Source organism: Polynucleobacter sp. 31A-FELB, assembly GCF_018882405.1.
Classification (GTDB): Bacteria; Pseudomonadota; Gammaproteobacteria; order Burkholderiales; family Burkholderiaceae; genus Polynucleobacter.
Genome location: NZ_JACVOO010000004.1, coordinates 21,981 through 42,697, shown reverse-complemented (window position 1 = coordinate 42,697; position 20,717 = coordinate 21,981). Strand labels below are relative to the sequence as shown.

Here is a 20,717-nt window from a genome sequence, read left to right as displayed (position 1 = left end):
TTAAAAAATGCATCTTTTAAGCCGCATCACTCTCGCATCAATCTGTTTACTTTCTGCTAGCCAAATAGCTAGCGCTGCTGGGAATGCCGATACTATTTTTTATGGTGGCGATATTGTCACAATGAATAAGGCGCAGCCTGCAGCTGAAGCTGTGGCTATTCAGGGCGGAAAGATTGCCAAGGTCGGCTCTTTGTCCCAGGTTAAAAGCTTACAAGGTAAAGATACCAAGCTCATCAATCTGAATGGTCAAACTTTAATGCCAGGTTTTGTTGAGCCTCATGTACATATCTTTGGCACAGCATTTTCAGAAGAACTTTGGCAAAACATGTCTAACTTCGAAATGCCGCATGACACCTTAGACAGTTTGGTTGCAAAACTGACAACGTACAGCAAGAATGTTAAAGATGGGGAGTGGATCACTGCGTTCGGTGTTGATCCCTCTAGGACTGACCCTTTCATGGCTGAGTTAACGGCCGATATCTTGGATAAGGTATCCACTACTAAGCCAATCTTCGTCATGAACCAAAGTATGCACATTGCCTATGTAAACCATAAGGCTATGGAGATGGCAGGAATCACTGACTCCACTCCAGACCCTAAGGGTGGCAAATTGCTAAAAGATGGCAAGGGGCGTTTAACTGGCGTAATTTATGAGGTGCCCGCCTTTTATTTGTTCTTATCAAAGATGCCTATCCCTAACCAGGATTTAATTGAACAAGCAGTTGCAAAGGTTGGTCAGAGAATGGTGCGCAAGGGTGTGACCACTTCGGCAGAAATTTCTCTCGGCGGCTACCTTGGTGTTGATAAAGAAAATGCTTTATTAAACGACATGACTCACAGTGGCAAGCTTCCAGTTCGTGTCAGGGGGTATATGTATTCAAATTCATATCCTCTGACTAACAATAACTATAAGCCAGGTCAGGGTGATGATGTCTATAAGCTTATTGGGGTCAAGATTGTGTCCGATGGATCCGACCAAGGTCTGACTGGCGCAATGATTCAACCCTACGCATATCCTGCGGGGACTACGAATACAGGCAGTCTCAACTTTACCGAACAAGAACTCTATGATCTTGCTAAACCAAGATTTGATCAGGGTTGGCAAATCTCGGTGCATTCCAATGGCGACAGAGCAATTGAGCAGACCCTCAATTTTTTTCAGAAGCTAGTTGCCAAGCCAAGTGATGCTAAGACTAGATTGAGAATTGAGCATTTCACCGTCCCTACTGAGGCGCAGATTACAAAAGCAGCAAAGTTAGGTGTTGTTCCTGGCTTCACTATTGGACATACAGATTATTGGGGTGAAGCATTTCATGATCACCTGCTTGGACCTGAGAGAGCCAACCGTATTGACGCTGGTGCTAGCTTGATAAAGAATGGCATGCATTTTGCGTACCATAGCGACTCGCCAGTTTCTCCTATCCACCCATTAAAGTACGCCTCTGAGGGCGCCTCAAGGCTTTGGCAAGTAGCGCCGCAAAAGGTATTAAATCCCAATCAAAAGGTATCCATTAATGATGCTTTAAAAGCGGTCACTATTGATGCCGCTTATCAACTGAAGATGGATGACAAGGTTGGATCAGTTCAGGCGGGTAAGTACGCTGACTTCGCTATCGTGAATCAGAATCCCATGAAAACGGATGCTTACAAGATTAGAGATATTGAAGTGAATGAAACCTGGGTTAATGGACAGCAGGTATTTAAGAAGCAGTAAAGATTTTTATTTCTGCCCTTATAAGAAAAGCCACCCTAGGGTGGCTTTTCTTTATCTGCAATTGATGCAGCGCTTTCAGCAACCCAGCCTTAAAGCTTCTTAGCAAAACTGTATTGTGCAAATGCTTGCTCAGCCACGTTAAACCATTGCGCTTCCATATTTCTGAAGGCCCGATAGTCTTCGAAGATTTTCTTGAACTGGGGATTCTTTGCAGATTCCTCAGCATAGGTCTCTTGGCTAGCCTTAAAGCAGGCATCCATTACTGAGGTATTGAACTTACGCAATACTGCGCCACCCTGAACAAGGCGTTGCAATGCCGGTGGATTCAAAGCATCGTACTTGGCGCACATATCAGTGTGAGCCTCAAAGCATGCCGCCTGCCATGCTGCCTGGTATGCAGGTGGTAATGAATCCCACTGCTTCTTGTTCACCAAGAATGAGAGCCCAGCAGCCCCTTCCCAGAATGCAGGGTAGTAATAGTTCTTGGCAACCTTAGCTAGGCCTAATTTCTCATCATCGTAAGGACCCACAAATTCAGCAGCATCAATCGTGCCTTTTTCTAGGGCTGAATAAATTTCACCAGCAGGTAACTGTTGGGGCACTACACCTAATTTGGCAAGCACTTGTCCAGCAAAGCCAGCGATACGAAATTTAAGCCCCTTGAGATCCTCTGGAGATTTAATCTCTTTACGAAACCAGCCACCCATTTGCGTCCCGGTTTGTCCGCCCAAGAAATTCACGATGTTGTAACTTGCATAGAGCTCACGCATCAACTTCATGCCATTGCCATGCAACATCCAAGCAGATTGCTGGCGTGCCGTCATACCAAAAGGTGCGGCAGTATCAAAAATAAATGCACTGTTCTTACCCAAGTAGTAATAGCTGGCGGTGTGACCGCACTCCACCGTGCCGTTTTGCACGGCATCCAATACTTGCAGTGCTGGGACCACTTCACCAGCGGCAAACACTTTGACATTGAACTTACCGTCAGTAGCTTTACGCAATGCGTTAGCAAATACTTCGGGCGTTCCAAATAAGGTATCTAAAGATTTAGGAAAGCTCGAGACCAAGCGCCAATTGAGTGTTGGCAAGCTCTGCGCAATGGATGGGGCAGCTAATGCTGCTGCACCTGCACCAATAGTGGCTTTCTTTAAAAAAGAACGTCTTTGCATCTTCTTCTCCTCCAAAATTATTTACCACCAACAGTCATGGATCCAATCAGAATAGAACCCGTTTCTTTGGTTCCGCGGATTAATGAATCACTACCAATCATCTGAATATCCATCAGCATATCGCGTAAGTTGCTCGCAATCGTAATACCCTCCACTGGATACTGGATCTCGCCGTTCTCTACCCAGTAACCAAAAGCGCCGCGAGAGTAATCACCGGTGACATAGTTCACGCCCTGCCCCATGAGCTCAGTAACCAGCAAACCTGTGCCCATCTCTTTAAGGAGTGCAGGCAATCCACCCTTAGGCGTCTTGCGACTTTGTAATGTCAGGTGATGAGAACCACCAGCATTGCCGGTAGTCTTCATACCCAGTTTTCTGGCGGAGTAAGTGGATAAGAAATAGCCTTGCAACACGCCCTTATCAACTACCGTCCTTGCATTTGTCTTCACGCCCTCTTCATCAAAAGGTGCGCTACCTGTCATCGACTTCAGATGAGGGTTTTCAAAAAGGCTAACGTGCTTTGGTAAGACTTGTTTACCCAAGCTATCCAATAAAAAACTGGAGCGACGATACAAAGCGCCCCCGGATACCGCCTGCACCAATCCGCCCAATAGGCCTGCAGCCAAAGGTGCCTCAAAGATCACAGGGCAACGGCGAGTGGTTAATGATCTTGCCTTGAGACGTGAGAGCGCACGCTCAGCAGCGTATTTGCCAATCGATGCTGGATCAGCCAACTCCTCAGGGATGCGCGAACTGGAATACCAGTCATCTCGTTGCATGAGTGACTTCTTGCCACCCTCGCTCGCAATTGGTGCGCAAGAAATATAGTGGCGTGAGAATGGATAGCCGCCCATAAACCCATGGCTTGTCCCCATCATGAAATGCGCATGATGTGCCGATACCGAAGCACCGTCGCTATTTTTAATTTGCTTGCTGACCGCAAAGGCAGCGCCTTCGGCGGTACGTGCAATATCAATTGCTGTTGCCGAATCCAAATCCCATGGATGAAATAAATCTAGGTCACGTGCATGTTTTTCAAGAAGCTCTTTTTCAGCGGGGCCGGCACATAGATCTTCAGCTGTATGTTGGGCAATATGGTACGCAGCCTCAACTGTCGCCTTTAAAGAATCTTTAGAAAAATCACTCGTACTGGCATTGCCGCGACGATGACCCAAAAAGACCGTAACGCCAACTTGTTTATCCAAGCTTTGCTCAATGGTTTCAACCTCGCCCTTGCGGACGGTGACGGAAAGACCTTGCCCCTCAGAAACCTCAGCCACAGCATCCGAGGCGCCCCGCCTTTTGGCTTCTGTGAGCATGAAATCAATGATTTCTTGAAACTGATTTGATGAGTATGTAAACATGCCCTAATAATAGCTAGAATAGAAACATGAAGCATACCGAAGCCTGGAAAAGATCCTACCCAAACGAGATCAAAATCGGCCTAATCTCGATCTCCGACAGAGCGAGCAAGGGCGTCTATACCGACGAGGGCATCCCTGCCCTGCAAATGTGGCTACAGACCGCCATTAGCACCCCCTGCGTCTTTCATGAGCGCCTTATTGCCGATGAGCGGGAGGTCATTACCGAAACCATCGTAGAGCTAACCGATGATCTCGGTTGCGATTTAGTCCTCACCACAGGCGGTACAGGGCCCTCTCGCAGAGATGTAACCCCTGAGGCCACCATGGATGCCGGAACCCGAGAAATGCCCGGATTTGGCGAGCAAATGCGCCAAATTAGCCTACGCTTTGTACCCACCGCCATTTTGTCGCGCCAAACGGCTGTTTTACGAGAAATCGATGGTCACGCTGCCCTGGTCATCAACCTGCCAGGTCAACCCAAATCCATTAAAGAAACACTCGAAGGATTAAAGGATGCCGAAGGTAAATCCATTGTTCCCGGTATCTTTGCCGCCGTCCCCTACTGCATCGACTTGATCGGTGGCCCCTATATCGAGACAGATGAATCTATCATCAAGGCTTTTAGACCCAAGAGTGCCATTAAGAAATAAGGCAAACAGTTATTTTGAAAAACAGAAAGGGTTTATTGTGAACTGACCCACAAAAGTTGGACACCAAATCCAACTCAAGGGGGTCAGTTCATTGATAGACCCTTTTTTATTACTCGTTACGCACTTTTAAATGCCACTCACTCCGGCAAAGGCACGATGAACTTTTCTCGGTAGTACTTGAGTTCCTCAATAGATTCCTCAATGTCTGCCAAGGCGGTATGAGCCTGCTTTTTGGTAAAGCCCTTCACCAACTCAGGATGCCAACGTTTGCAGAGCTCCTTGAGGGTGGAAACATCAATATTCCGATAATGAAAAAATGCCTCAAGCTTAGGCATGTATTTCGCCATGAAGCGTCGATCTTGACCAATCGTATTGCCACACATTGGCGCAATTCCAGGTTTGATGTATTTCTTCAGGAAGGCAATGCATTCAGCTTCGGCAGTAGCCTCATCAGTTGTCGATGCCTTGACCTTGTCAATGAGACCAGAGCGTCCATGGGTACCCTTATTCCAGGCATCCATAGTATCTAATAAGGCATCGTCTTGGTGAACCACCCAAACAGGGGCAGTAGCAATCGTATTGAGGTGTGCATCAGTCACGATCACAGCAATTTCCAAAATACGCTCTTTTTCAGGGTCTAGGCCCGACATTTCCATATCCACCCAAATTAGGTGTTCATTAGCCGGCGCAGCCTTTGGTGCAGGGGTACTTGTTTTTTCACTCATATCTATAATCATCTCATGACATTCACAATTGTTTTTCTAATCGCCTTCATCGCCAGCTTTGGTCTACGCCACTGGTTATCCCAACGCCAAATTCGTCACGTTGCACTTAACCGTGATGTGGTGCCCGCTGAGTTCGCCTCTCAGATCTCCTTAGCTGAACACCAAAAAGCTGCCGACTACACGATTGCCAAACTACGCCTCGGTATTTTAGAGAATGGCTTCAGCGCACTTGTGTTGATCGGCTTCACACTCTTGGGCGGCTTACAGATTTTGAATTTCTCTCTTCTGCAGTTATTGGGAGAGGGCATTGCACAGCAAATGGCCCTATTGATATCCATTGTCTTGATCTCCGGAATTATTGACCTACCCTTCTCCTGGTACAAACAGTTTTACCTAGAAGAGCGCTTTGGTTTCAACCGCATGAATGCCAAGCTCTTTTTTAGCGACATGTTTAAGGGCCTAGGTGTTGGTGGCGCAATTGGCGTACCACTCCTCTGGGTCATTCTCAGCTTAATGGCTCAAGCAGGTGACTTCTGGTGGCTATGGGCGTGGGGTGTTCTTACTGCCTTTAGCTTGCTGATGCAGTGGATATTTCCGACCTTTATCGCGCCCATCTTTAATAAGTTTGAAGCACTAGAAGAAGGTGCTCTCAAGACGCAAATTGAAGCTCTGTTGACGCGTTGTGATTTTGCAAGCCAAGGCCTATTCGTCATGGATGGCAGCAAACGCAGCGCGCACGGCAATGCATTTTTTGCCGGCATGGGTAAAGCCAAGCGCATCGTCTTTTTTGATACCTTAATTGAAAAACTCAACCCTGGCGAAGTGGAAGCGGTTCTGGCTCATGAACTGGGTCACTACAAGTGCAACCATATCCGCAAACGCTTACTAGTGTCATTTGCCTTGAGTTTTGCGACCTTCGCACTCCTTGGCTGGATCAGCACTCAGCCTTGGTTCTATAGCGATCTTGGTGTGATGCCCAACCCTAATGGCTATAACGGTGGTCTGGCCTTAGCGCTCTTCATGTTGGTATCGCCCGTCTTTAGCTTCTTCCTGACTCCGCTATCGAGCTTGGCATCACGTAAACATGAATATGAAGCAGATGGTTTCGCTGCAGACAAATCCTCCGCAAGTGATTTGATCTCTGCCTTAGTCAAGCTCTATCAAGACAATGCATCGACCTTAACGCCAGATCCGATCTACACCGCGTTCTATAGCTCGCATCCTCCTGCTCCATTGCGCATTGCCAATCTCAAACGTTTTAACTGAGTAACCCGGAACATATTTAGTTAATGGAACAATTTCACGCGCTACTTACTGCCTCCTACGGAAGGCATTATTTAGCGCAACGCTTAGTCAAAGATGAGCGCGGAAATGAATCCCCTGTCGATGAATTAATTCAGGTAAGCACCCCAGCCAAGCAGCACATTGGGGCAGTAGGTGATCGCATGCTCCTGGAGATGACCTCAGCAGATCAAGCGCGTATTGTTCGCATCGAACCACGAGAAAATTTACTCTATCGATCCGATGCCTTTAAAAGTAAATTGATCGCCTCGAATGTGGATCAAATATTAGTTGTGCTAGCTACGCAACCCGCTTTCTCCCCCGATCTTTTGGGAAGGGCTGTTGTCGCCGCAGAGACTAATCAAATTGGCTTGCACATCCTATTGAACAAATGTGATCTCAAAGATAACTTAGAGCACGCTCGCAAAATCATTGCGCCCTACGCACGTATGGGCTATCCCGTAACAGAGGTATCCGCTAAGTTTGACGAAGCCTCCATCGAAGCATTGCGCCCTGCTATCTGCGGCAAAGTGTCGGTCTTTGTAGGTCAATCCGGTATGGGCAAATCGAGCCTACTCAATGCCTGGGTTCCAAATGCAGCAGCAATTACTCAAGAGTACTCAGTTCGCCTCGATACCGGCAAACACACCACCACCGCTTGCCGATACTTTGAGTTGCCTGAGGCCTGGGGACGTGATGCCAATGGCAAATTGGGCGCTTTAATCGATTCTCCAGGCTTTCAGGAGTTTGGCTTGGCGCATATGTCAGTAAGCGAACTCGAGCATGCCTTTAGGGAGTTTCATGACTTACTTGGTAAGTGCCGCTTTCATAACTGCGCTCACCAATCTGAGCCGGACTGTGCAATACGAGAAGCTGTGGACAGAAATGAAATAGCGCCAGAAAGACTGGCGCTATTTAGGCAATTGCGGTCCGACTCAAAAACGGCCGATACGCAGATTCAGGGAATTAGCCAAGCCAAAGAGCGATGGTCAGCATTAGCAATAAAGCCATCCAAGCGATAACTAAACGCCATACCAAACCAATTGCAGAGCGCATCGTGCGCTCATTCGGCTCAAGGCCTACTTCGTAAACTACGGGCTCACCAGCTTCAGCCATGCGCAAAGCTTCATCGCTATCAGGCTCGCTCATCGGCTCACCCAGTCGAACACCCAGGGCACCACTACCGGATGCCAAGATCACTGCTGATAAAGAGTCAGACCATTTACCAGTCAAGTGACGCCATGCATAGACTGCGCCTTCAAAGTTACCCACGATCGCAAAGCCCATCGCGGTAATACGTGCAGGAACCCAATCCAATACGTAGAAGAAATGACGCGCTGCTTCACTTAAATTGAAATCGCCCTTTTCTGACCAGCGCTGAGCAGCTGTATCAGCCAGGCGATACAAGACCACGCCCGCTGGACCCATTGGCATTAAGAACCAGAAAAGCACACCAAATACATGGTGATGCGAACCAATGATGGCGCGCTCTAGTGCAAGAGAAATTACTTCTGTCTCTGTGAGATTGGATACATCTAATTCAGGGCCATACCACTCACCCAGAGCCGCACGCGCCGCTGGCAAATCATGATTTGCAATCGCCTCATGGACCAATGTGAAGGAGTGACTAAATTGGCGAAAGCCAAAAAATAGATACGCAATTAATACGTTCCACAAGAATCCCAAAATTGGGAAGGTCACCATGAACACAACATAGAGTACAAATACTAAAAATGTTGGCAGAATGAAAGCTACCAAGCACGCCATACGAGCACCCACTGGGCTCGCACCTTCTTCGGTCTTGCCACCGAATTCACCGGCGACCCAATCTAACCAGCGAGCGCTCATGCGCGCGATCCAATGGGTCGAAGTTACTGGGCGATATTGCTCAGCAATGAGGGCGAAGAGAATAGAAAAGAAAGTCATACTTTTAATAAATGATAAAGGTTACGCAACATACCAGCAGTAGCACCCCAGATAAAACGATTTTCATAGGGCATTGAATAAAACCGACGACTACCCCGATCACTCTCCCAGACTCGCACTTGATGATTTGCGGGGTCCATTAAAAAATGTAAAGGCACTTCAAAAACATCTGCGACTTCAAAAGCATCTAAGACATATTCTGCCTGAGGTTTTACCAATCCCACAACTGGCGTCACACTATAGCCCGAAACCGTTAAATACTGAGGCAAATGGCCAATGATTTCCACCCCCTGCCTATCCAGGCCGATTTCCTCTTCACTTTCTCGTAAAGCGGTGTCATTAGGACTGGAATCACCCGGATCCATCCGTCCGCCCGGAAAGCTAATTTGACCAGCATGGTCGTGTAAATGATCGGTTCTTTGGGTTAACAATACCGAGAGTCCATCACTCTTCAGGAGTAAAGGGATCAGGACTGCCGCCTGGGTTATTTTTCCAGCAGCTTGGCGGCTTTGAATAATGCCTGCTGCAATAACCTGTCGATTCTCATCCGTGATCTCTGGCTGCCAATCAGGAGGGCTTAGAAAACGACTCTTTAGATTCTCTGGATGTAAATGATGGGTAGCTACGATGGGTTGATCTGCGCATACCCGATGAATCGGAATCGCCTGCGCATCAAAGCTCAATGGAGTGGCTGCACTCAATTTTTGCTCTTGGGGTTTCTGATTCTGAGTCATTGGCTTATTTTAGGGCAATAAAAAAGGCGACCTAGGCCGCCTTCTTTTTGGATTAAAGCAAACCTTATTCCGCTACAGTCTCAGCAACTGCTTTAACTTTGCGTGCAGGAAGTTTTTCTTTAATACGTGCAGACTTACCTGAACGATCGCGCAAGTAGTACAACTTGGCACGACGTACATCACCGCGACGCTTCACTTCAATGCTAGCGATCAATGGTGAGTAAGTTTGGAATGTACGCTCTACACCTTCGCCAGATGAAATCTTACGAACGATAAAGCTAGAGTTCAGTCCGCGATTGCGCTTAGCAATCACAACGCCTTCAAAGGCCTGGGTACGCTTACGTGTACCTTCAACTACGTTTACGCCAACAACTACTGTATCGCCAGGAGCGAAAGTAGGGAGTACTTTGTTAGCACTTAAGCGAGCAATTTCTTCTTGCTCAATTTTTTCGATCAAATTCATTATTAATCCTTAAACATCTTGTCAGCGTTTAATCCCGAGACTTTCATCAACGGACCAGACAGAGGATGCAGTTAAAACCATTTCACTAAATCAAAACACAAACACTTCATTCAAAACCATAATTACTTACAGCGTTCGAAGAAATTGCTCATCTTCTTTACTTAGCAACCCATTAACTCTTGCTGATTTAATTAAATCAGGTCTAAGCCTTAGCGTCAGCTCTAAAGACTTGTGCCGACGCCAATCCGCTATTTTAGCGTGATGTCCGCCCAAAAGCACGTCTGGGACAGATAAATTTTCATATATTTCAGGGCGGGTGTAGTGCGGATAGTCCAAAAGACCATTAATAAAGCTATCTTGGACGGCAGATTCTCCATCCCCTAAGGCTCCTGGAATGAGGCGAATGACCGCATCCATCATGGTCATAGCAGGCAATTCCCCGCCGGAAACCACAAAATCACCCATAGAGAGCTGTAAATCGACGTTTCGATCGATAAAACGCTGGTCAACAGCCTCATATCGACCACAAATAAAGGTTAAATTGCCGTAATTGAGGATATCTGTCGCTATCTTCTGAGAAAAGACCTCCCCTTGGGGTGCCAAGAGGCAAATTGGCCCAGAAGAGACATTCTGAGCTTGATGAGTCGCTTTAACAGCAGATATCGTGTCTTCCAATGGTTTTGCCATCATGACCATACCAGGACCACCACCATAGGCGCGATCATCCACAGTCTTACGGGGATCAGAACAATAGTCACGGGGATTCCAGAGATTGACACTGGCAAGACCCTGCTCACAAGCGCGCCCAGTAATACCCCACTGCGTTAAAGCGGGGAACATTTCAGGGAATAAGGTAACTACATCAAAGCGCATATTAGAAATGGAAGATCAATTACTGTTTTGCATTTGGCGCCAACTACCAGTCGGCTTGCCAATCTAAAGTAATGAGCCTGTTCGGCAAGTCAACGTTTTGCACCGCTTCTTTTACGAAGGGTACCAACTGTTTTACTGCTTTGGTTTCTGGATCGCCAAGAGCAATGATTCCATGGGCACCGTTATCGTTGATATCAATCACCTCACCCAGACTCTCGCCTTGAAGATTAATTGCCTTACAACCAATCAGATCAATCCAGTAATAACTATCGCTCTCTGCTTTTGGAAACACTTCGCGTGCAACTAAGATGCGAGCACCTTTTAAAGCCTCAGCCTGGTCACGATCAGTGATGCCATCTAAAGCGATCACTACGGTACCGCTATGCATCTTGGACTGCTTCACCTTGTAAAGCTTTAATGAAGCCTGCTCATGAGACGCAGCAACACCCGCACTCCGACGAGGAATGAGAGATAACCAAAGTTCTTTGCTAGATAAGAGTGCTACGGGATCGGAAGAATGAGGGCGAACCTTAATCTGACCCTGTAAGCCTTGAGCGTCCTGAACTGCACCGAGCTCAATCAAATCATCTAGGGAAGGTGTATTCATATTGAAGCCACCTCAACTCCCCAAATAACACTACAAGTAAATTCTGCTACCAAAGACTTCATCACCAAGAAAAAGTCTTTGGATTTGAAGTCTTTAGACCGCAGGATTGTTTTTGATCAAACGAACTACTGTTGGAGAGATCTGCGCGCCAACACCAGTCCAATAGGTCAAACGATCTTGAGCAATACGCATTGCTTGCTCTGTCGCTGCTGCCTGTGGATTGAAGTAACCAATACGCTCGATAAAGTTCGAGTCGCGACGATTGCGCTTGTCTGTAGCCACGATGCTATAAAAAGGGCGCTTCTTTGAACCGCCGCGTGCCAGTCGAATGACGACCATACTTATTCCTTAAAATCTAAAATGAAAACAGGTTGATTACAACCCAATGAAATTACTACAAAATCTTGGGCTCCAACTAACTGAGCAAATTAACAAAACAAATGCACGGTATAGCGGAAAACCTCATATTCTAGACGAAAACCCCTACTTGATCCACCTATTTAAGCGGGCACCCTTTTGGCTTCAACAGTAGAATAGAACCCAGTAGCTCATAAAATAATTATTAAAAACAATAACTTACAGAAATACTGCTATGAAAACTGCCATTTTTAGCCCCTCCAGAGGCCCTATAAAGCGCTTTTTTCTCATTCTTTCTTGCCTTGGCTTGGGTTTTTTGACCGCCTGTGCCAATGTCATTCCACCCTGCAACGCCAAAACCAGTCCTCCAAGCAGTGAATTCAGAAACACTAAATGGGAGTTAGTACGCTGGAATCTCGCACCCAATGCCAAAGGTGAGGTTCGTGCCCGACAAATCCCTCAGGGCGACAATAGCAACCCAATCCAAATCATCTTTGATGCCAATGGTGAGCGTGTGAGTGGATCTACAGGATGCAATCGCTTTACCGCTCGCATTACTGAAGATGCCAGAGGCTTTACGCTGGATCAAATTGCCGCTACAAAGATGGCCTGCACACCACAACGCATGGAGCTAGAGAATGACTTTCTCTATGAATTAAATGATTACCGCTCGATTGTGCGCAACGGCGATCAACTTCTGATGATTGGCGCAGATCGTGAAGTTTTAAGCTTCATGCAAAAAAAATAATTCTGCAAAATAACGCAATACTCATACAAGCACATCACTGAAAGTCTGCATGAAAAAATACAAGCTCCTATTCTGCTCACTCGGATTATTTTTTCCCGGGACTGGCTTGAACTGTTTTTATTTGCAAGGATTTAAATCCTTTTGGGGATGGGCTCAACTCCTTTCATTTGTTGGCGGTATCGCTGGCTGGTTGATTCTCAAAGATACCCACTTCCACTCTGCACCGGGTTGGGTTCTCATCACTTTCGGCTTCATCACCCTTGAGGCAAGCTGGTTAACCACCATCGCCTATGGCTTGCGGGCTGATGAAAAATGGGATGCCCAATTTAATCCAGGTTTAGAACCTAGCCGAGCAACTCAATCTGGTTGGCCAGTTGTACTGACTGTGATTTTTTCTTTGGTGTTTGGTGCAGGCGTCATGATGACCTTCTTGGCAATTGCATTTGAACAATTCTTCATCTCCCAGCTCCAAGAAGCAAGAAAGCTATCCCAGTAATGCGGATAGCTTTTTGAATAGCGGTGGCAGTTTTTTAAATCTTAAAACTGCTCCGCTGTCAGCGCATTCGTGGAATGCCCGCTCTCTAAGATCGATGTTGCGAGAGCTTGCGATTGTGGCAATAGATTTTCCGCAAAGAAGCGAGCAGTAGCAATCTTGGCATCATAGAAATTCGGATCACCCGCACGTAACTCTTGCGCAGCAAGTAAAGCGCGCGCCATTTGCCAAGCACCCAATACTAGGCCGCATAAGCGCAGGTAAGCAAAACTGCCTGCATAGACTGCTTTGATATCCGTCTTTGCATTCGCCACAATGTAAGCCACCGATACCTCAAATGCTTCTCGTGCTGAAGTTAATTGCTTTAACACTGCTTTTGCATCTGCGGTGCCGCTACTTGCGAGATCTTTTTCAGTTTGCTGAATTTTTTCAGAGAACAGCTTTGCAGTTGCACCACCATCACGCACTGTTTTTCTGCCAATCAGATCATTTGCCTGAATCGCTGTAGTGCCTTCATAGATTGTCAGAATACGGGCATCACGATAGTGTTGTGCTGCACCCGTCTCTTCAATGAAACCCATACCACCATGAACCTGCACACCTAAACTTGCAACCTCAATCGACATCTCGGTTGAAAAGCCTTTCACGATCGGGACCAGGAATTCATATACGGCCTGGTTCTGCTTGCGAACTGCCTCATCAGGGGATGCATGTTGCGCATCATAAGCAGCTGCCGCGTAATACGCCAAGGCTCTAGATGCCTCAATGTAGCCACGCATAGTCATCAGCATGCGCTTCACATCGGGCTGATGAATGATTGCAACAGGACCTGGAGAGCCTGCTAGATCGCGACTCTGAACTCGGTCCTTCGCATACTGGACTGCCTTTTGATATGCACGCTCTGCAACTGCAATACCTTGCATGCCAACTGCAAAGCGAGCGGCGTTCATCATGACAAACATGTATTCCAGGCCGCGATTTTCTTCGCCAACTAAATAGCCGATTGCGCCACCATGATCACCAAACTGCAAGACTGCAGTTGGGCTAGCCTTAATGCCAAGCTTGTGCTCAATCGAGACACAATGAACGTCGTTACGCTCGCCAAGTGAACCATCTGCATTCACCAAGAACTTCGGCACTACAAATAAAGAGATTCCCTTCACGCCTTCTGGCGCATCTGGCGTTCTTGCCAATACGAGATGGACAATATTCTTTGCCATGTCGTGCTCACCATAGGTGATGTAGATCTTGGTACCGAAAATTTTGTATGTGCCATCAGCATCCGGCACGGCACGAGAACGAACCATCGATAAATCGGAGCCTGCTTGAGGCTCAGTGAGGCACATGGATCCAGTCCACTCCCCAGAGATCATCTTAGGCACATAGCGCTCTTGTAACTCAGGGCTTGCTGCAGTTAATAAGGCCTCAATTGCACCATCGGTCAGCGTCGGACACAAAGCAAATGACAAGCTAGCTGAATGCACCATCTCAAAGCAGGCAGTAGCAATGAGTTTAGGCAAACCTTGACCACCAAACTCCGCAGGGTGCACAACACCCTGCCAACCTGCTGCAGCAAATTGTTCGAAAGCCCCTTTAAAGCCTGGCGCAGTTGTTACAACTCCATCCTTTAGTGAACTAGGACTTTGATCGCTAGGCCAGTTCAATGGTGCTACAACGTCTTGATTGAATTTGGCAGACTCCTCCAGAATCGCTGGGGCCAAATCCACATCAGCGCCAGCATCAGCGTAGGAGGGATAGGAAACAACCTCAGCTAGCCCCGCTAGTTCGTTCATCACAAATAACATGTCTTTTACTGGGGCTACATACGGCATAAGTATTCCTATAGATCGGAGGTGAAGATAATTAAAGGGGTATGTCGAGTCGCCTTAACCGAGCAAGTTAGTCAATTCAGGTACGGCGGTATTTAAGTCGGCAACGAGGCCGTAATCAGCCACACTAAAGATGGGCGCTTCAGGATCTTTATTAATGGCTACGATCACCTTAGAGTCTTTCATGCCCGCCAAATGCTGAATCGCACCTGAGATTCCGACTGCGATGTACAACTGTGGAGCAACAATCTTGCCAGTCTGACCCACTTGATAGTCATTCGGAACATAACCAGCATCGACAGCGGCGCGTGATGCACCCAGCGCTGCACCAAGCTTATCGGCTAAAGGCACAACAATCTCTTGATACTTTTCACCAGAACCTAAACCACGACCACCGGATACGATGATTTTGGCGGCAGTGAGTTCAGGACGATCTGACTTGGTGAGCTCGCGACCCACGAAAGATGATTTACTGGGAACCTCAGTAGCAGCTTGTTTTTCTACTGTCGCTGATCCACCACTTGCAGCAACGGGATCAAATCCAGTTGTACGAACTGTAATCACCTTCACTGGGTCGGCGGATTGCACGGTAGCAATTGCATTACCTGCATAAATCGGGCGCTCGAAGGTATCAGGCGAGACAACCTTAGTGATATCCGATAACTGCGCGACATCTAACTTAGCAGCAACACGTGGCAATACATTCTTACCATTAGCCGTTGCTGGCGCGAGGATATGGCTATAGCTATCGGCAATCGCAAGGATCTGCGCAGCTAAAGGCTCAGCCAATTGATCAGCCAAAGATGGGGCATCCACCTGAATCACTTTACGTACTCCAGCAATTTGAGCTGCGGCAGAAGCGGCGCCATCAGCACCGCTACCAGCCACCAATACATCTACCTCAGGGGAGCACTGCAGGGCAGCTGCTACCGCATTGAGCGTAGCCGCCTTTAAGGATTGATTGTCGTGTTCAGCAATAACAAGTGCGGCCATTTAAATCACCTTCGCTTCATTTTTAAGTTTATCTACTAGAGCTGCTACATCAGCAACCATCACACCAGCAGAGCGCTTTGGCGGCTCTTCTACTTTGAGTGTTTTGAGGCGCGCAGCAATATCAACACCAAGCTCTTCAGGCTTCACAATTTCCAAAGTCTTCTTCTTGGCCTTCATGATGTTTGGCAGAGTCACATAACGGGGCTCATTCAAACGCAAGTCAGTCGTGATGACTGCGGGCAAAGTAATTGCAATCGTTTCCAAGCCACCATCTACCTCACGAGTCACGCTCGCTTTACCGTCTGCAACAAGCACTTTGGAAGCAAAGGTAGCTTGTGGAATATCCATCAAGCTCGCCAACATCTGACCCGTCTGATTGCTATCGTCATCAATCGCTTGTTTACCCAAGATCACGATCTGCGCCTGTTCTTTTTCAGAGAGCGCTTTAAGAATTTTTGCAACTGCTAAAGGCTGTAATTCAGCATCGGTTTCTACCAAGATGGCACGATCAGCCCCAATTGCTAAAGCAGTACGCAAGGTTTCCTGGCACTGAGTTGGGCCAGCAGAAACTACTACTACCTCAGTAGCAACTCCAGCCTCTTTTAATCGCACCGCCTCTTCTACTGCAATCTCATCAAAAGGATTCATGCTCATTTTGACGTTTGCCAGATCGACACCAGAGTTATCTGATTTCACCCGAATTTTGACGTTGTAATCAACAACGCGTTTTACTGCCACTAAGATTTTCATGCTGGATTCTCTATTTTTGAGTAACTTTTCTATTTTACCCGTCTAGCGCCAAGTAAGGTTAGACGTCGATTGCTGAAGCAGATCCTGCCTGCTTACGAAGTTCAAACTTCTGGATCTTGCCGGTAGAGGTCTTCGGTAGCTCACAAAATACAATCGCTCTGGGAACCTTAAATCCAGCCAGATGCTGTTTGCAATGGGTGATGATGTCAGCAGGGGTAACTTCCATGCCAGGCTTAATTTCTAAGAAAGCGCAAGGTGTCTCACCCCACTTATCGTCGGGCTTGGCAACCACTGCCGCCGCGATCACTGCTGGGTGGCGATATAGAACATCTTCAACCTCTACGGAAGAAATATTTTCGCCACCAGAGATGATGATGTCCTTACTGCGATCTTTCATCTTCACATAGCCGTCCGGATTCATTACGGCTAAGTCGCCCGAATGAAACCAGCCTCCCTCAAAAGCCTCTTTGGTTGCCTTCTCATTCTTGAGGTAACCCTTCATGGCGATATTGCCCTTAAACATAATCTCACCCATCGTCTCGCCATCGGCGGGAACGGGTTCAAGGGTTTCAGGATCAAGAACGGCAATCGCTTGTTGCATGTGATAACGAACACCTTGGCGAGCATTAAGGCGAGCTCTCTCACCAATATCCACTTCATTCCACTCATCCTGCTTCACACAAACAGCTGCCGGACCATAGACTTCAGTTAAGCCGTAGACGTGTGTCAAATCAAAGCCAAGCTTTTCCATGCCCTCAATAATCGAAGCTGGAGGTGCAGCGCCTGCGATCAAGCCTTTTACGCCAGCAGGCACCCCCTCTTTCAATTCATCGGGAGCATTGACTAATAGGTTGTGCACAATCGGGGCAGCGCAGTAATGCGTGACAGCGTGCTCTTTAATAGCGGCAAAAATATGTTGCGCATCTACGCGACGCAAACACACGTTAATACCGGCACGTGCAGCTATCGTCCACGGGAAACACCAGCCATTGCAATGGAACATTGGGAGTGTCCAGAGGTAAATGGGATGCTTATTAATATCCCAATCCAAAATATTCGACACGGCATTAATTGCTGCGCCACGATGGTGATACACCACGCCCTTAGGATTGCCAGTAGTTCCCGATGTGTAATTTAAGCAAATCGCTTGCCATTCATCTGCAGGCACCTGCCAATCAAATTGAGGATCCCCTTCGGATAAGAACTTTTCATAAGTAAGCTTGCCAAGCTTTTCGCCAGGAACATCAAATTCTTTTTCCTCGACATCAATTACCAAAAACTCGCGCCCACTTTCCTTCTTGGCGATCTCAAGGGCTTTTTTCATTACCCCGGAGAATTCTGGATCTACGATCACGACTTTTGCTTCGCCGTGATTCAACATAAAGGCAACTGACTCTGCATCAAGACGCGTATTCAAGGCATTTAATACCGCTCCTGCCATCGGAATCCCAAAATGCGCCTCAACCATAGGCGGCGTATTGGGCAACATCACGGCAACCGTATCCCCCAAGCCAATGCCATGCTTTTGCAGTGCGCTTGCAAAGCGACGGCAACGTTCATAAGTCTGACTCCAAGTCTGACGTAATTTGCCATGAATAATTGCCAGGCGATCTGGATAGACTTCAGCTGATCGCTCAAGAAATAATAGTGGAGTGATTGGAGTGAAGTTCGCTGGGTTACGATCTAAACCCTGCTCAAAAATATTAGCCATGCGTTCCTTAAATATTGGTCTTTTTTTAATCTGAATTTCGGTGACGTTTAAATATCAGCAAGTGCCTTGACATGAGCCACCACGCTGCGACCCAAAGCGGAAAGGTTGTAACCACCCTCCAAGCAGCTGACAATGCGGCCTTGCGCGTATTGGTTTGCAATCACCTTAAGCTGCTTGGTAATCCAAGCATAGTCGTCTTCTACCAAGCCCATTTGCCCTAAATCATCCTCACGGTGAGCGTCGAAGCCTGCAGAGATGATGATGAGCTCTGGCTCAAAATCCCTTAGACGCGGCAACCACTGCTCCTCTACTATCGAGCGCACTACATCACCTCGAGTAGAGGCCGGCAAGGGTACGTTCACCATATTATTGGCTCCATCCAAGCCGCTGTATGGATAAAACGGATGCTGAAAGAAGCTGCACATCAGTACATTGGGATCATTAAAAAATGCCGCCTCAGTCCCATTGCCGTGATGCACATCAAAATCGATGATGGCTACACGTTCGATACCGTACGTCTCCATTGCATAGCGCGCAGCTACAGCGACGTTATCAAAAACACAAAAGCCCATGGATCGAGTTGGTTCTGCATGGTGGCCTGGGGGGCGAACTGCACAAAATACATTTTCAACTTCGCCTTTCATTACTGCATCAACACCCGCAATAGCAGCACCTGCGGCACGTAGCGCAGCGCTCCAGGTATGGGGGTTCATAATGGTGTCGCCATCGAGCATGAAATACCCGCTGGCTGGTGAGCGCTCTTTAACAAAGGCAATGTGATCTGGGCTGTGAACCAACTCCAGTTGATCTTCAGTTGCTAGCGGCGCATCGAGATGGTGCAAAAAGCGATCGATGCCACTGCGAATTAACTGATCATTGATTGCCTGAATACGTTCTGGGCACTCTGGATGATGACTGCCCATCTCATGTTTTAGAAAGTCTGGATGAGTTATGTATCCTGTTGTCATTACTAGAAATCCTCAATAGCAAAACTATAATTTTTATAATCTAATAAAACCTGCCAACCCTTCAAAAACCCATTTTCTTATCCATGAATTTTCGTGTCTCCTACCTTGCTTCAACACTGTTCATAACGCTACTGCTTGGCGCTTGCTCAAGCACCCCCACCCAGCAAGTTAGCCCTACAGAGACTATCGTAAACCAGTCTGAGGATGCAGCAACAGAAGCCCGCTTTAGCCAAAACCTCAATCAATTAATCACTCAAATTGCCCAAGCCCAGGGGATCCCTCAGGCAAGCCTTGAATCAGGCTTCTCAGATGCTAAAACGATTCCATCCATACGCAAATTGGTGTTACCCCCATCAGGCACCTTTAAAAAGAATTGGGTGGCCTATCGCAAGCGTTTCATTGAGCCGGTTCGCCTTAAGGCCGGCAAGGCCTTTTGGGAGCAAAACCAGGCCTACTTGACCAAGGTTCAACAAGAATCAGGGGTTCCAGCCGAAATCATCGTATCCATTATTGGGATTGAAACCATTTATGGCCGTCAAACTGGTAATTTCCGGGTAAAGGATGTACTTTCTACATTAGCCTTCAGCTATCCAGATACCCCCAACAAAGCCAGCCGAGAACAACTCTTTAAAGACCAGCTTAAGGAACTCATCCTCATGTGCTGGACCGAGGGTGGCGGCAGCTTGCCCGCCAACAATAGCAAGCAAGGATTGAACCAAACTCGCTTTAATGCCTGCTTAAATCAGAACAGCTCTTATGCAGGCGCCATTGGCCTGCCCCAATTCATGCCAAGTAGTATTCGCAGCTTTGCAGTAGATGGTGATGGTGATGGGCATATTGACCTGAAGCAGAGCCCCAAAGATGCGATTGCTAGCGTGGCTAACTTTATGAGAAAGCATGGCTGGCAACCGGGAATGCCGATTTACTTCCCTGTGCAGGAGGGGGCCATTAGTGAGGCAAGAGCCCTAGCTGACGGCGAACCTCAACTCAAATACTCAGTTCAAGAACTCATCGCAAAAGGCATTTTGACTAAAGAGCAAGGCGATCTTCAAGCGGGTGGAGTTGAGCCACAAAGCAAGGCGCTCATTGTCGACCTTCCCTACCCCGATAAAGATGGCAATGATCAGGTTCGTTATGTAGTTGGTTTAAATAATTTCCTAACAATTGTGCAGTACAACCGCAGTTACTTTTACGCCCAAAGCGTTGCTGAGTTTGCAGAAGCGCTGGGATACAAGAACAAAAGCGTAGTACCAGCCGCCCCAACCAAAGCAAAGTCAGAAGTAAAGTCAGGTGAAGCGGTTAAATCCAAACCCAAGAAGACTGCTAGCAAGAAAAAACCAAAGCAGACTTAATTTACCC

21 protein-coding genes are annotated in these 20,717 nt (G+C 47.3%); 7 read left to right on the top strand and 14 right to left on the bottom strand.

All coding sequences use genetic code 11. The features are described from left to right. The first annotated feature begins 7 nt into the window (after window positions 1–7). Window positions 8–1,714, top strand: a complete 1,707-nt coding sequence (locus ICN30_RS03800; RefSeq protein WP_216273314.1) for an amidohydrolase — start codon at window positions 8–10, stop codon at window positions 1,712–1,714. 89 nt (window positions 1,715–1,803) lie between these two features. Here ICN30_RS03800 and ICN30_RS03795 read toward each other — a convergent pair whose 3' ends face one another. Then, window positions 1,804–2,886: a TRAP transporter substrate-binding protein gene (locus tag ICN30_RS03795; protein WP_216273312.1), complete on the bottom strand. Its 1,083-nt coding sequence runs from the start codon at window positions 2,884–2,886 to the stop codon at window positions 1,804–1,806. 17 nt (window positions 2,887–2,903) lie between these two features. Further along, entirely contained in the window at window positions 2,904–4,250 is a 1,347-nt protein-coding gene (gene pmbA, locus ICN30_RS03790) for a metalloprotease PmbA (protein WP_216273310.1), read from the bottom strand. 26 nt (window positions 4,251–4,276) lie between these two features. On the opposite strand from pmbA, the gene mog reads away from it, so the two are divergent. Continuing rightward, window positions 4,277–4,900 (top strand): molybdopterin adenylyltransferase, encoded by a 624-nt coding sequence (mog, locus tag ICN30_RS03785; protein ID WP_216273309.1) that lies wholly within the window; start codon window positions 4,277–4,279, stop codon window positions 4,898–4,900. 137 nt (window positions 4,901–5,037) lie between these two features. On the opposite strand, the gene orn is transcribed toward mog, so the two are convergent. Continuing rightward, a complete protein-coding gene (orn, locus tag ICN30_RS03780) occupies window positions 5,038–5,625 on the bottom strand; it encodes an oligoribonuclease (RefSeq protein WP_216273307.1) in 588 nt (195 codons plus the stop codon). Window positions 5,626–5,640: 15 nt separating this feature from the next. Between orn and ICN30_RS03775 the strand changes: the two genes are divergently transcribed. Beyond that, window positions 5,641–6,891 carry a M48 family metallopeptidase gene (locus ICN30_RS03775; protein ID WP_216230146.1) on the top strand — a complete coding sequence of 417 codons (1,251 nt, stop codon included), beginning with the start codon at window positions 5,641–5,643 and terminating at the stop codon, window positions 6,889–6,891. Between the two features lie 23 nt (window positions 6,892–6,914). Then, window positions 6,915–7,928 carry a ribosome small subunit-dependent GTPase A gene (rsgA, locus tag ICN30_RS03770; protein WP_216273305.1) on the top strand — a complete coding sequence of 338 codons (1,014 nt, stop codon included), beginning with the start codon at window positions 6,915–6,917 and terminating at the stop codon, window positions 7,926–7,928. Here the strand turns inward: rsgA and ICN30_RS03765 are convergent. The 6 genes from ICN30_RS03765 to rpsP form a co-directional block, all read right to left on the bottom strand. After that, complete coding sequence (locus ICN30_RS03765; RefSeq protein WP_216273303.1) at window positions 7,873–8,832, bottom strand: CobD/CbiB family protein; 960 nt, start codon at window positions 8,830–8,832, stop codon at window positions 7,873–7,875. The two genes, rsgA and ICN30_RS03765, sit on opposite strands and share 56 nt — an antisense overlap. Further along, window positions 8,829–9,566 (bottom strand): CoA pyrophosphatase, encoded by a 738-nt coding sequence (locus ICN30_RS03760; protein WP_216273301.1) that lies wholly within the window; start codon window positions 9,564–9,566, stop codon window positions 8,829–8,831. The genes ICN30_RS03765 and ICN30_RS03760 overlap by 4 nt, the downstream gene beginning before the upstream one ends. A 64-nt stretch (window positions 9,567–9,630) precedes the next feature. Then, window positions 9,631–10,029: a 50S ribosomal protein L19 gene (gene rplS, locus ICN30_RS03755; protein ID WP_215375214.1), complete on the bottom strand. Its 399-nt coding sequence runs from the start codon at window positions 10,027–10,029 to the stop codon at window positions 9,631–9,633. Between the two features lie 126 nt (window positions 10,030–10,155). Then, entirely contained in the window at window positions 10,156–10,902 is a 747-nt protein-coding gene (gene trmD, locus ICN30_RS03750) for a tRNA (guanosine(37)-N1)-methyltransferase TrmD (RefSeq protein ID WP_216273299.1), read from the bottom strand. Window positions 10,903–10,945: 43 nt separating this feature from the next. Then, window positions 10,946–11,509 (bottom strand): ribosome maturation factor RimM, encoded by a 564-nt coding sequence (rimM, locus tag ICN30_RS03745; RefSeq protein ID WP_216273296.1) that lies wholly within the window; start codon window positions 11,507–11,509, stop codon window positions 10,946–10,948. A 93-nt stretch (window positions 11,510–11,602) separates the two neighbouring features. Next, window positions 11,603–11,848: a 30S ribosomal protein S16 gene (gene rpsP / locus ICN30_RS03740; RefSeq protein ID WP_011902362.1), complete on the bottom strand. Its 246-nt coding sequence runs from the start codon at window positions 11,846–11,848 to the stop codon at window positions 11,603–11,605. Between the two features lie 253 nt (window positions 11,849–12,101). Between rpsP and ICN30_RS03735 the strand changes: the two genes are divergently transcribed. Continuing rightward, on the top strand, window positions 12,102–12,614 hold the full coding sequence (locus tag ICN30_RS03735) for an META domain-containing protein (RefSeq protein ID WP_216863388.1): 513 nt from the start codon (window positions 12,102–12,104) through the stop codon (window positions 12,612–12,614). A 49-nt stretch (window positions 12,615–12,663) separates the two neighbouring features. Then, entirely contained in the window at window positions 12,664–13,110 is a 447-nt protein-coding gene (locus ICN30_RS03730; protein ID WP_216273294.1) for a hypothetical protein, read from the top strand. Window positions 13,111–13,151: 41 nt separating this feature from the next. On the opposite strand, the gene ICN30_RS03725 is transcribed toward ICN30_RS03730, so the two are convergent. The 5 genes from ICN30_RS03725 to ICN30_RS03705 are packed head-to-tail and all read right to left on the bottom strand — an operon-like array spanning window position 13,152 to window position 19,358. Then, the gene (locus ICN30_RS03725; RefSeq protein ID WP_216273292.1) at window positions 13,152–14,939 is read right to left on the bottom strand and encodes an acyl-CoA dehydrogenase; all 1,788 of its coding nucleotides are present in this window, start codon (window positions 14,937–14,939) and stop codon (window positions 13,152–13,154) included. A 54-nt stretch (window positions 14,940–14,993) separates the two neighbouring features. Then, the gene (locus ICN30_RS03720; RefSeq protein ID WP_216273290.1) at window positions 14,994–15,929 is read right to left on the bottom strand and encodes an electron transfer flavoprotein subunit alpha/FixB family protein; all 936 of its coding nucleotides are present in this window, start codon (window positions 15,927–15,929) and stop codon (window positions 14,994–14,996) included. After that, window positions 15,930–16,679 carry an electron transfer flavoprotein subunit beta/FixA family protein gene (locus ICN30_RS03715; RefSeq protein ID WP_015421750.1) on the bottom strand — a complete coding sequence of 250 codons (750 nt, stop codon included), beginning with the start codon at window positions 16,677–16,679 and terminating at the stop codon, window positions 15,930–15,932. A gap of 58 nt (window positions 16,680–16,737) precedes the next feature. Next, window positions 16,738–18,390 carry an acyl-CoA synthetase gene (locus tag ICN30_RS03710; RefSeq protein ID WP_216273288.1) on the bottom strand — a complete coding sequence of 551 codons (1,653 nt, stop codon included), beginning with the start codon at window positions 18,388–18,390 and terminating at the stop codon, window positions 16,738–16,740. Window positions 18,391–18,437: 47 nt separating this feature from the next. Beyond that, entirely contained in the window at window positions 18,438–19,358 is a 921-nt protein-coding gene (locus ICN30_RS03705) for a histone deacetylase family protein (protein ID WP_216273286.1), read from the bottom strand. A gap of 83 nt (window positions 19,359–19,441) precedes the next feature. Here ICN30_RS03705 and mltB point away from each other — a divergent pair, with 83 nt between their 5' ends. Then, the gene (gene mltB, locus ICN30_RS03700) at window positions 19,442–20,710 is read left to right on the top strand and encodes a lytic murein transglycosylase B (protein ID WP_216273284.1); all 1,269 of its coding nucleotides are present in this window, start codon (window positions 19,442–19,444) and stop codon (window positions 20,708–20,710) included. Window positions 20,711–20,717 lie beyond the last annotated feature (7 nt).

Bases quoted from the DNA above. Each gene is read 5' to 3' on its own strand.
- ICN30_RS03800 (WP_216273314.1), top strand. From the start codon at position 8: ATGCATCTTTTAAGCCGCATCACTCTCGCATCAATCTGTTTACTTTCT.
- ICN30_RS03795 (WP_216273312.1), bottom strand. From the start codon at position 2,886: ATGCAAAGACGTTCTTTTTTAAAGAAAGCCACTATTGGTGCAGGTGCA.
- pmbA (WP_216273310.1), bottom strand. From the start codon at position 4,250: ATGTTTACATACTCATCAAATCAGTTTCAAGAAATCATTGATTTCATG.
- mog (WP_216273309.1), top strand. From the start codon at position 4,277: ATGAAGCATACCGAAGCCTGGAAAAGATCCTACCCAAACGAGATCAAA.
- orn (WP_216273307.1), bottom strand. From the start codon at position 5,625: ATGAGTGAAAAAACAAGTACCCCTGCACCAAAGGCTGCGCCGGCTAAT.
- ICN30_RS03775 (WP_216230146.1), top strand. From the start codon at position 5,641: ATGACATTCACAATTGTTTTTCTAATCGCCTTCATCGCCAGCTTTGGT.
- rsgA (WP_216273305.1), top strand. From the start codon at position 6,915: ATGGAACAATTTCACGCGCTACTTACTGCCTCCTACGGAAGGCATTAT.
- ICN30_RS03765 (WP_216273303.1), bottom strand. From the start codon at position 8,832: ATGACTTTCTTTTCTATTCTCTTCGCCCTCATTGCTGAGCAATATCGC.
- ICN30_RS03760 (WP_216273301.1), bottom strand. From the start codon at position 9,566: ATGACTCAGAATCAGAAACCCCAAGAGCAAAAATTGAGTGCAGCCACT.
- rplS (WP_215375214.1), bottom strand. From the start codon at position 10,029: ATGAATTTGATCGAAAAAATTGAGCAAGAAGAAATTGCTCGCTTAAGT.
- trmD (WP_216273299.1), bottom strand. From the start codon at position 10,902: ATGCGCTTTGATGTAGTTACCTTATTCCCTGAAATGTTCCCCGCTTTA.
- rimM (WP_216273296.1), bottom strand. From the start codon at position 11,509: ATGAATACACCTTCCCTAGATGATTTGATTGAGCTCGGTGCAGTTCAG.
- rpsP (WP_011902362.1), bottom strand. From the start codon at position 11,848: ATGGTCGTCATTCGACTGGCACGCGGCGGTTCAAAGAAGCGCCCTTTT.
- ICN30_RS03735 (WP_216863388.1), top strand. From the start codon at position 12,102: ATGAAAACTGCCATTTTTAGCCCCTCCAGAGGCCCTATAAAGCGCTTT.
- ICN30_RS03730 (WP_216273294.1), top strand. From the start codon at position 12,664: ATGAAAAAATACAAGCTCCTATTCTGCTCACTCGGATTATTTTTTCCC.
- ICN30_RS03725 (WP_216273292.1), bottom strand. From the start codon at position 14,939: ATGCCGTATGTAGCCCCAGTAAAAGACATGTTATTTGTGATGAACGAA.
- ICN30_RS03720 (WP_216273290.1), bottom strand. From the start codon at position 15,929: ATGGCCGCACTTGTTATTGCTGAACACGACAATCAATCCTTAAAGGCG.
- ICN30_RS03715 (WP_015421750.1), bottom strand. From the start codon at position 16,679: ATGAAAATCTTAGTGGCAGTAAAACGCGTTGTTGATTACAACGTCAAA.
- ICN30_RS03710 (WP_216273288.1), bottom strand. From the start codon at position 18,390: ATGGCTAATATTTTTGAGCAGGGTTTAGATCGTAACCCAGCGAACTTC.
- ICN30_RS03705 (WP_216273286.1), bottom strand. From the start codon at position 19,358: ATGACAACAGGATACATAACTCATCCAGACTTTCTAAAACATGAGATG.
- mltB (WP_216273284.1), top strand. From the start codon at position 19,442: ATGAATTTTCGTGTCTCCTACCTTGCTTCAACACTGTTCATAACGCTA.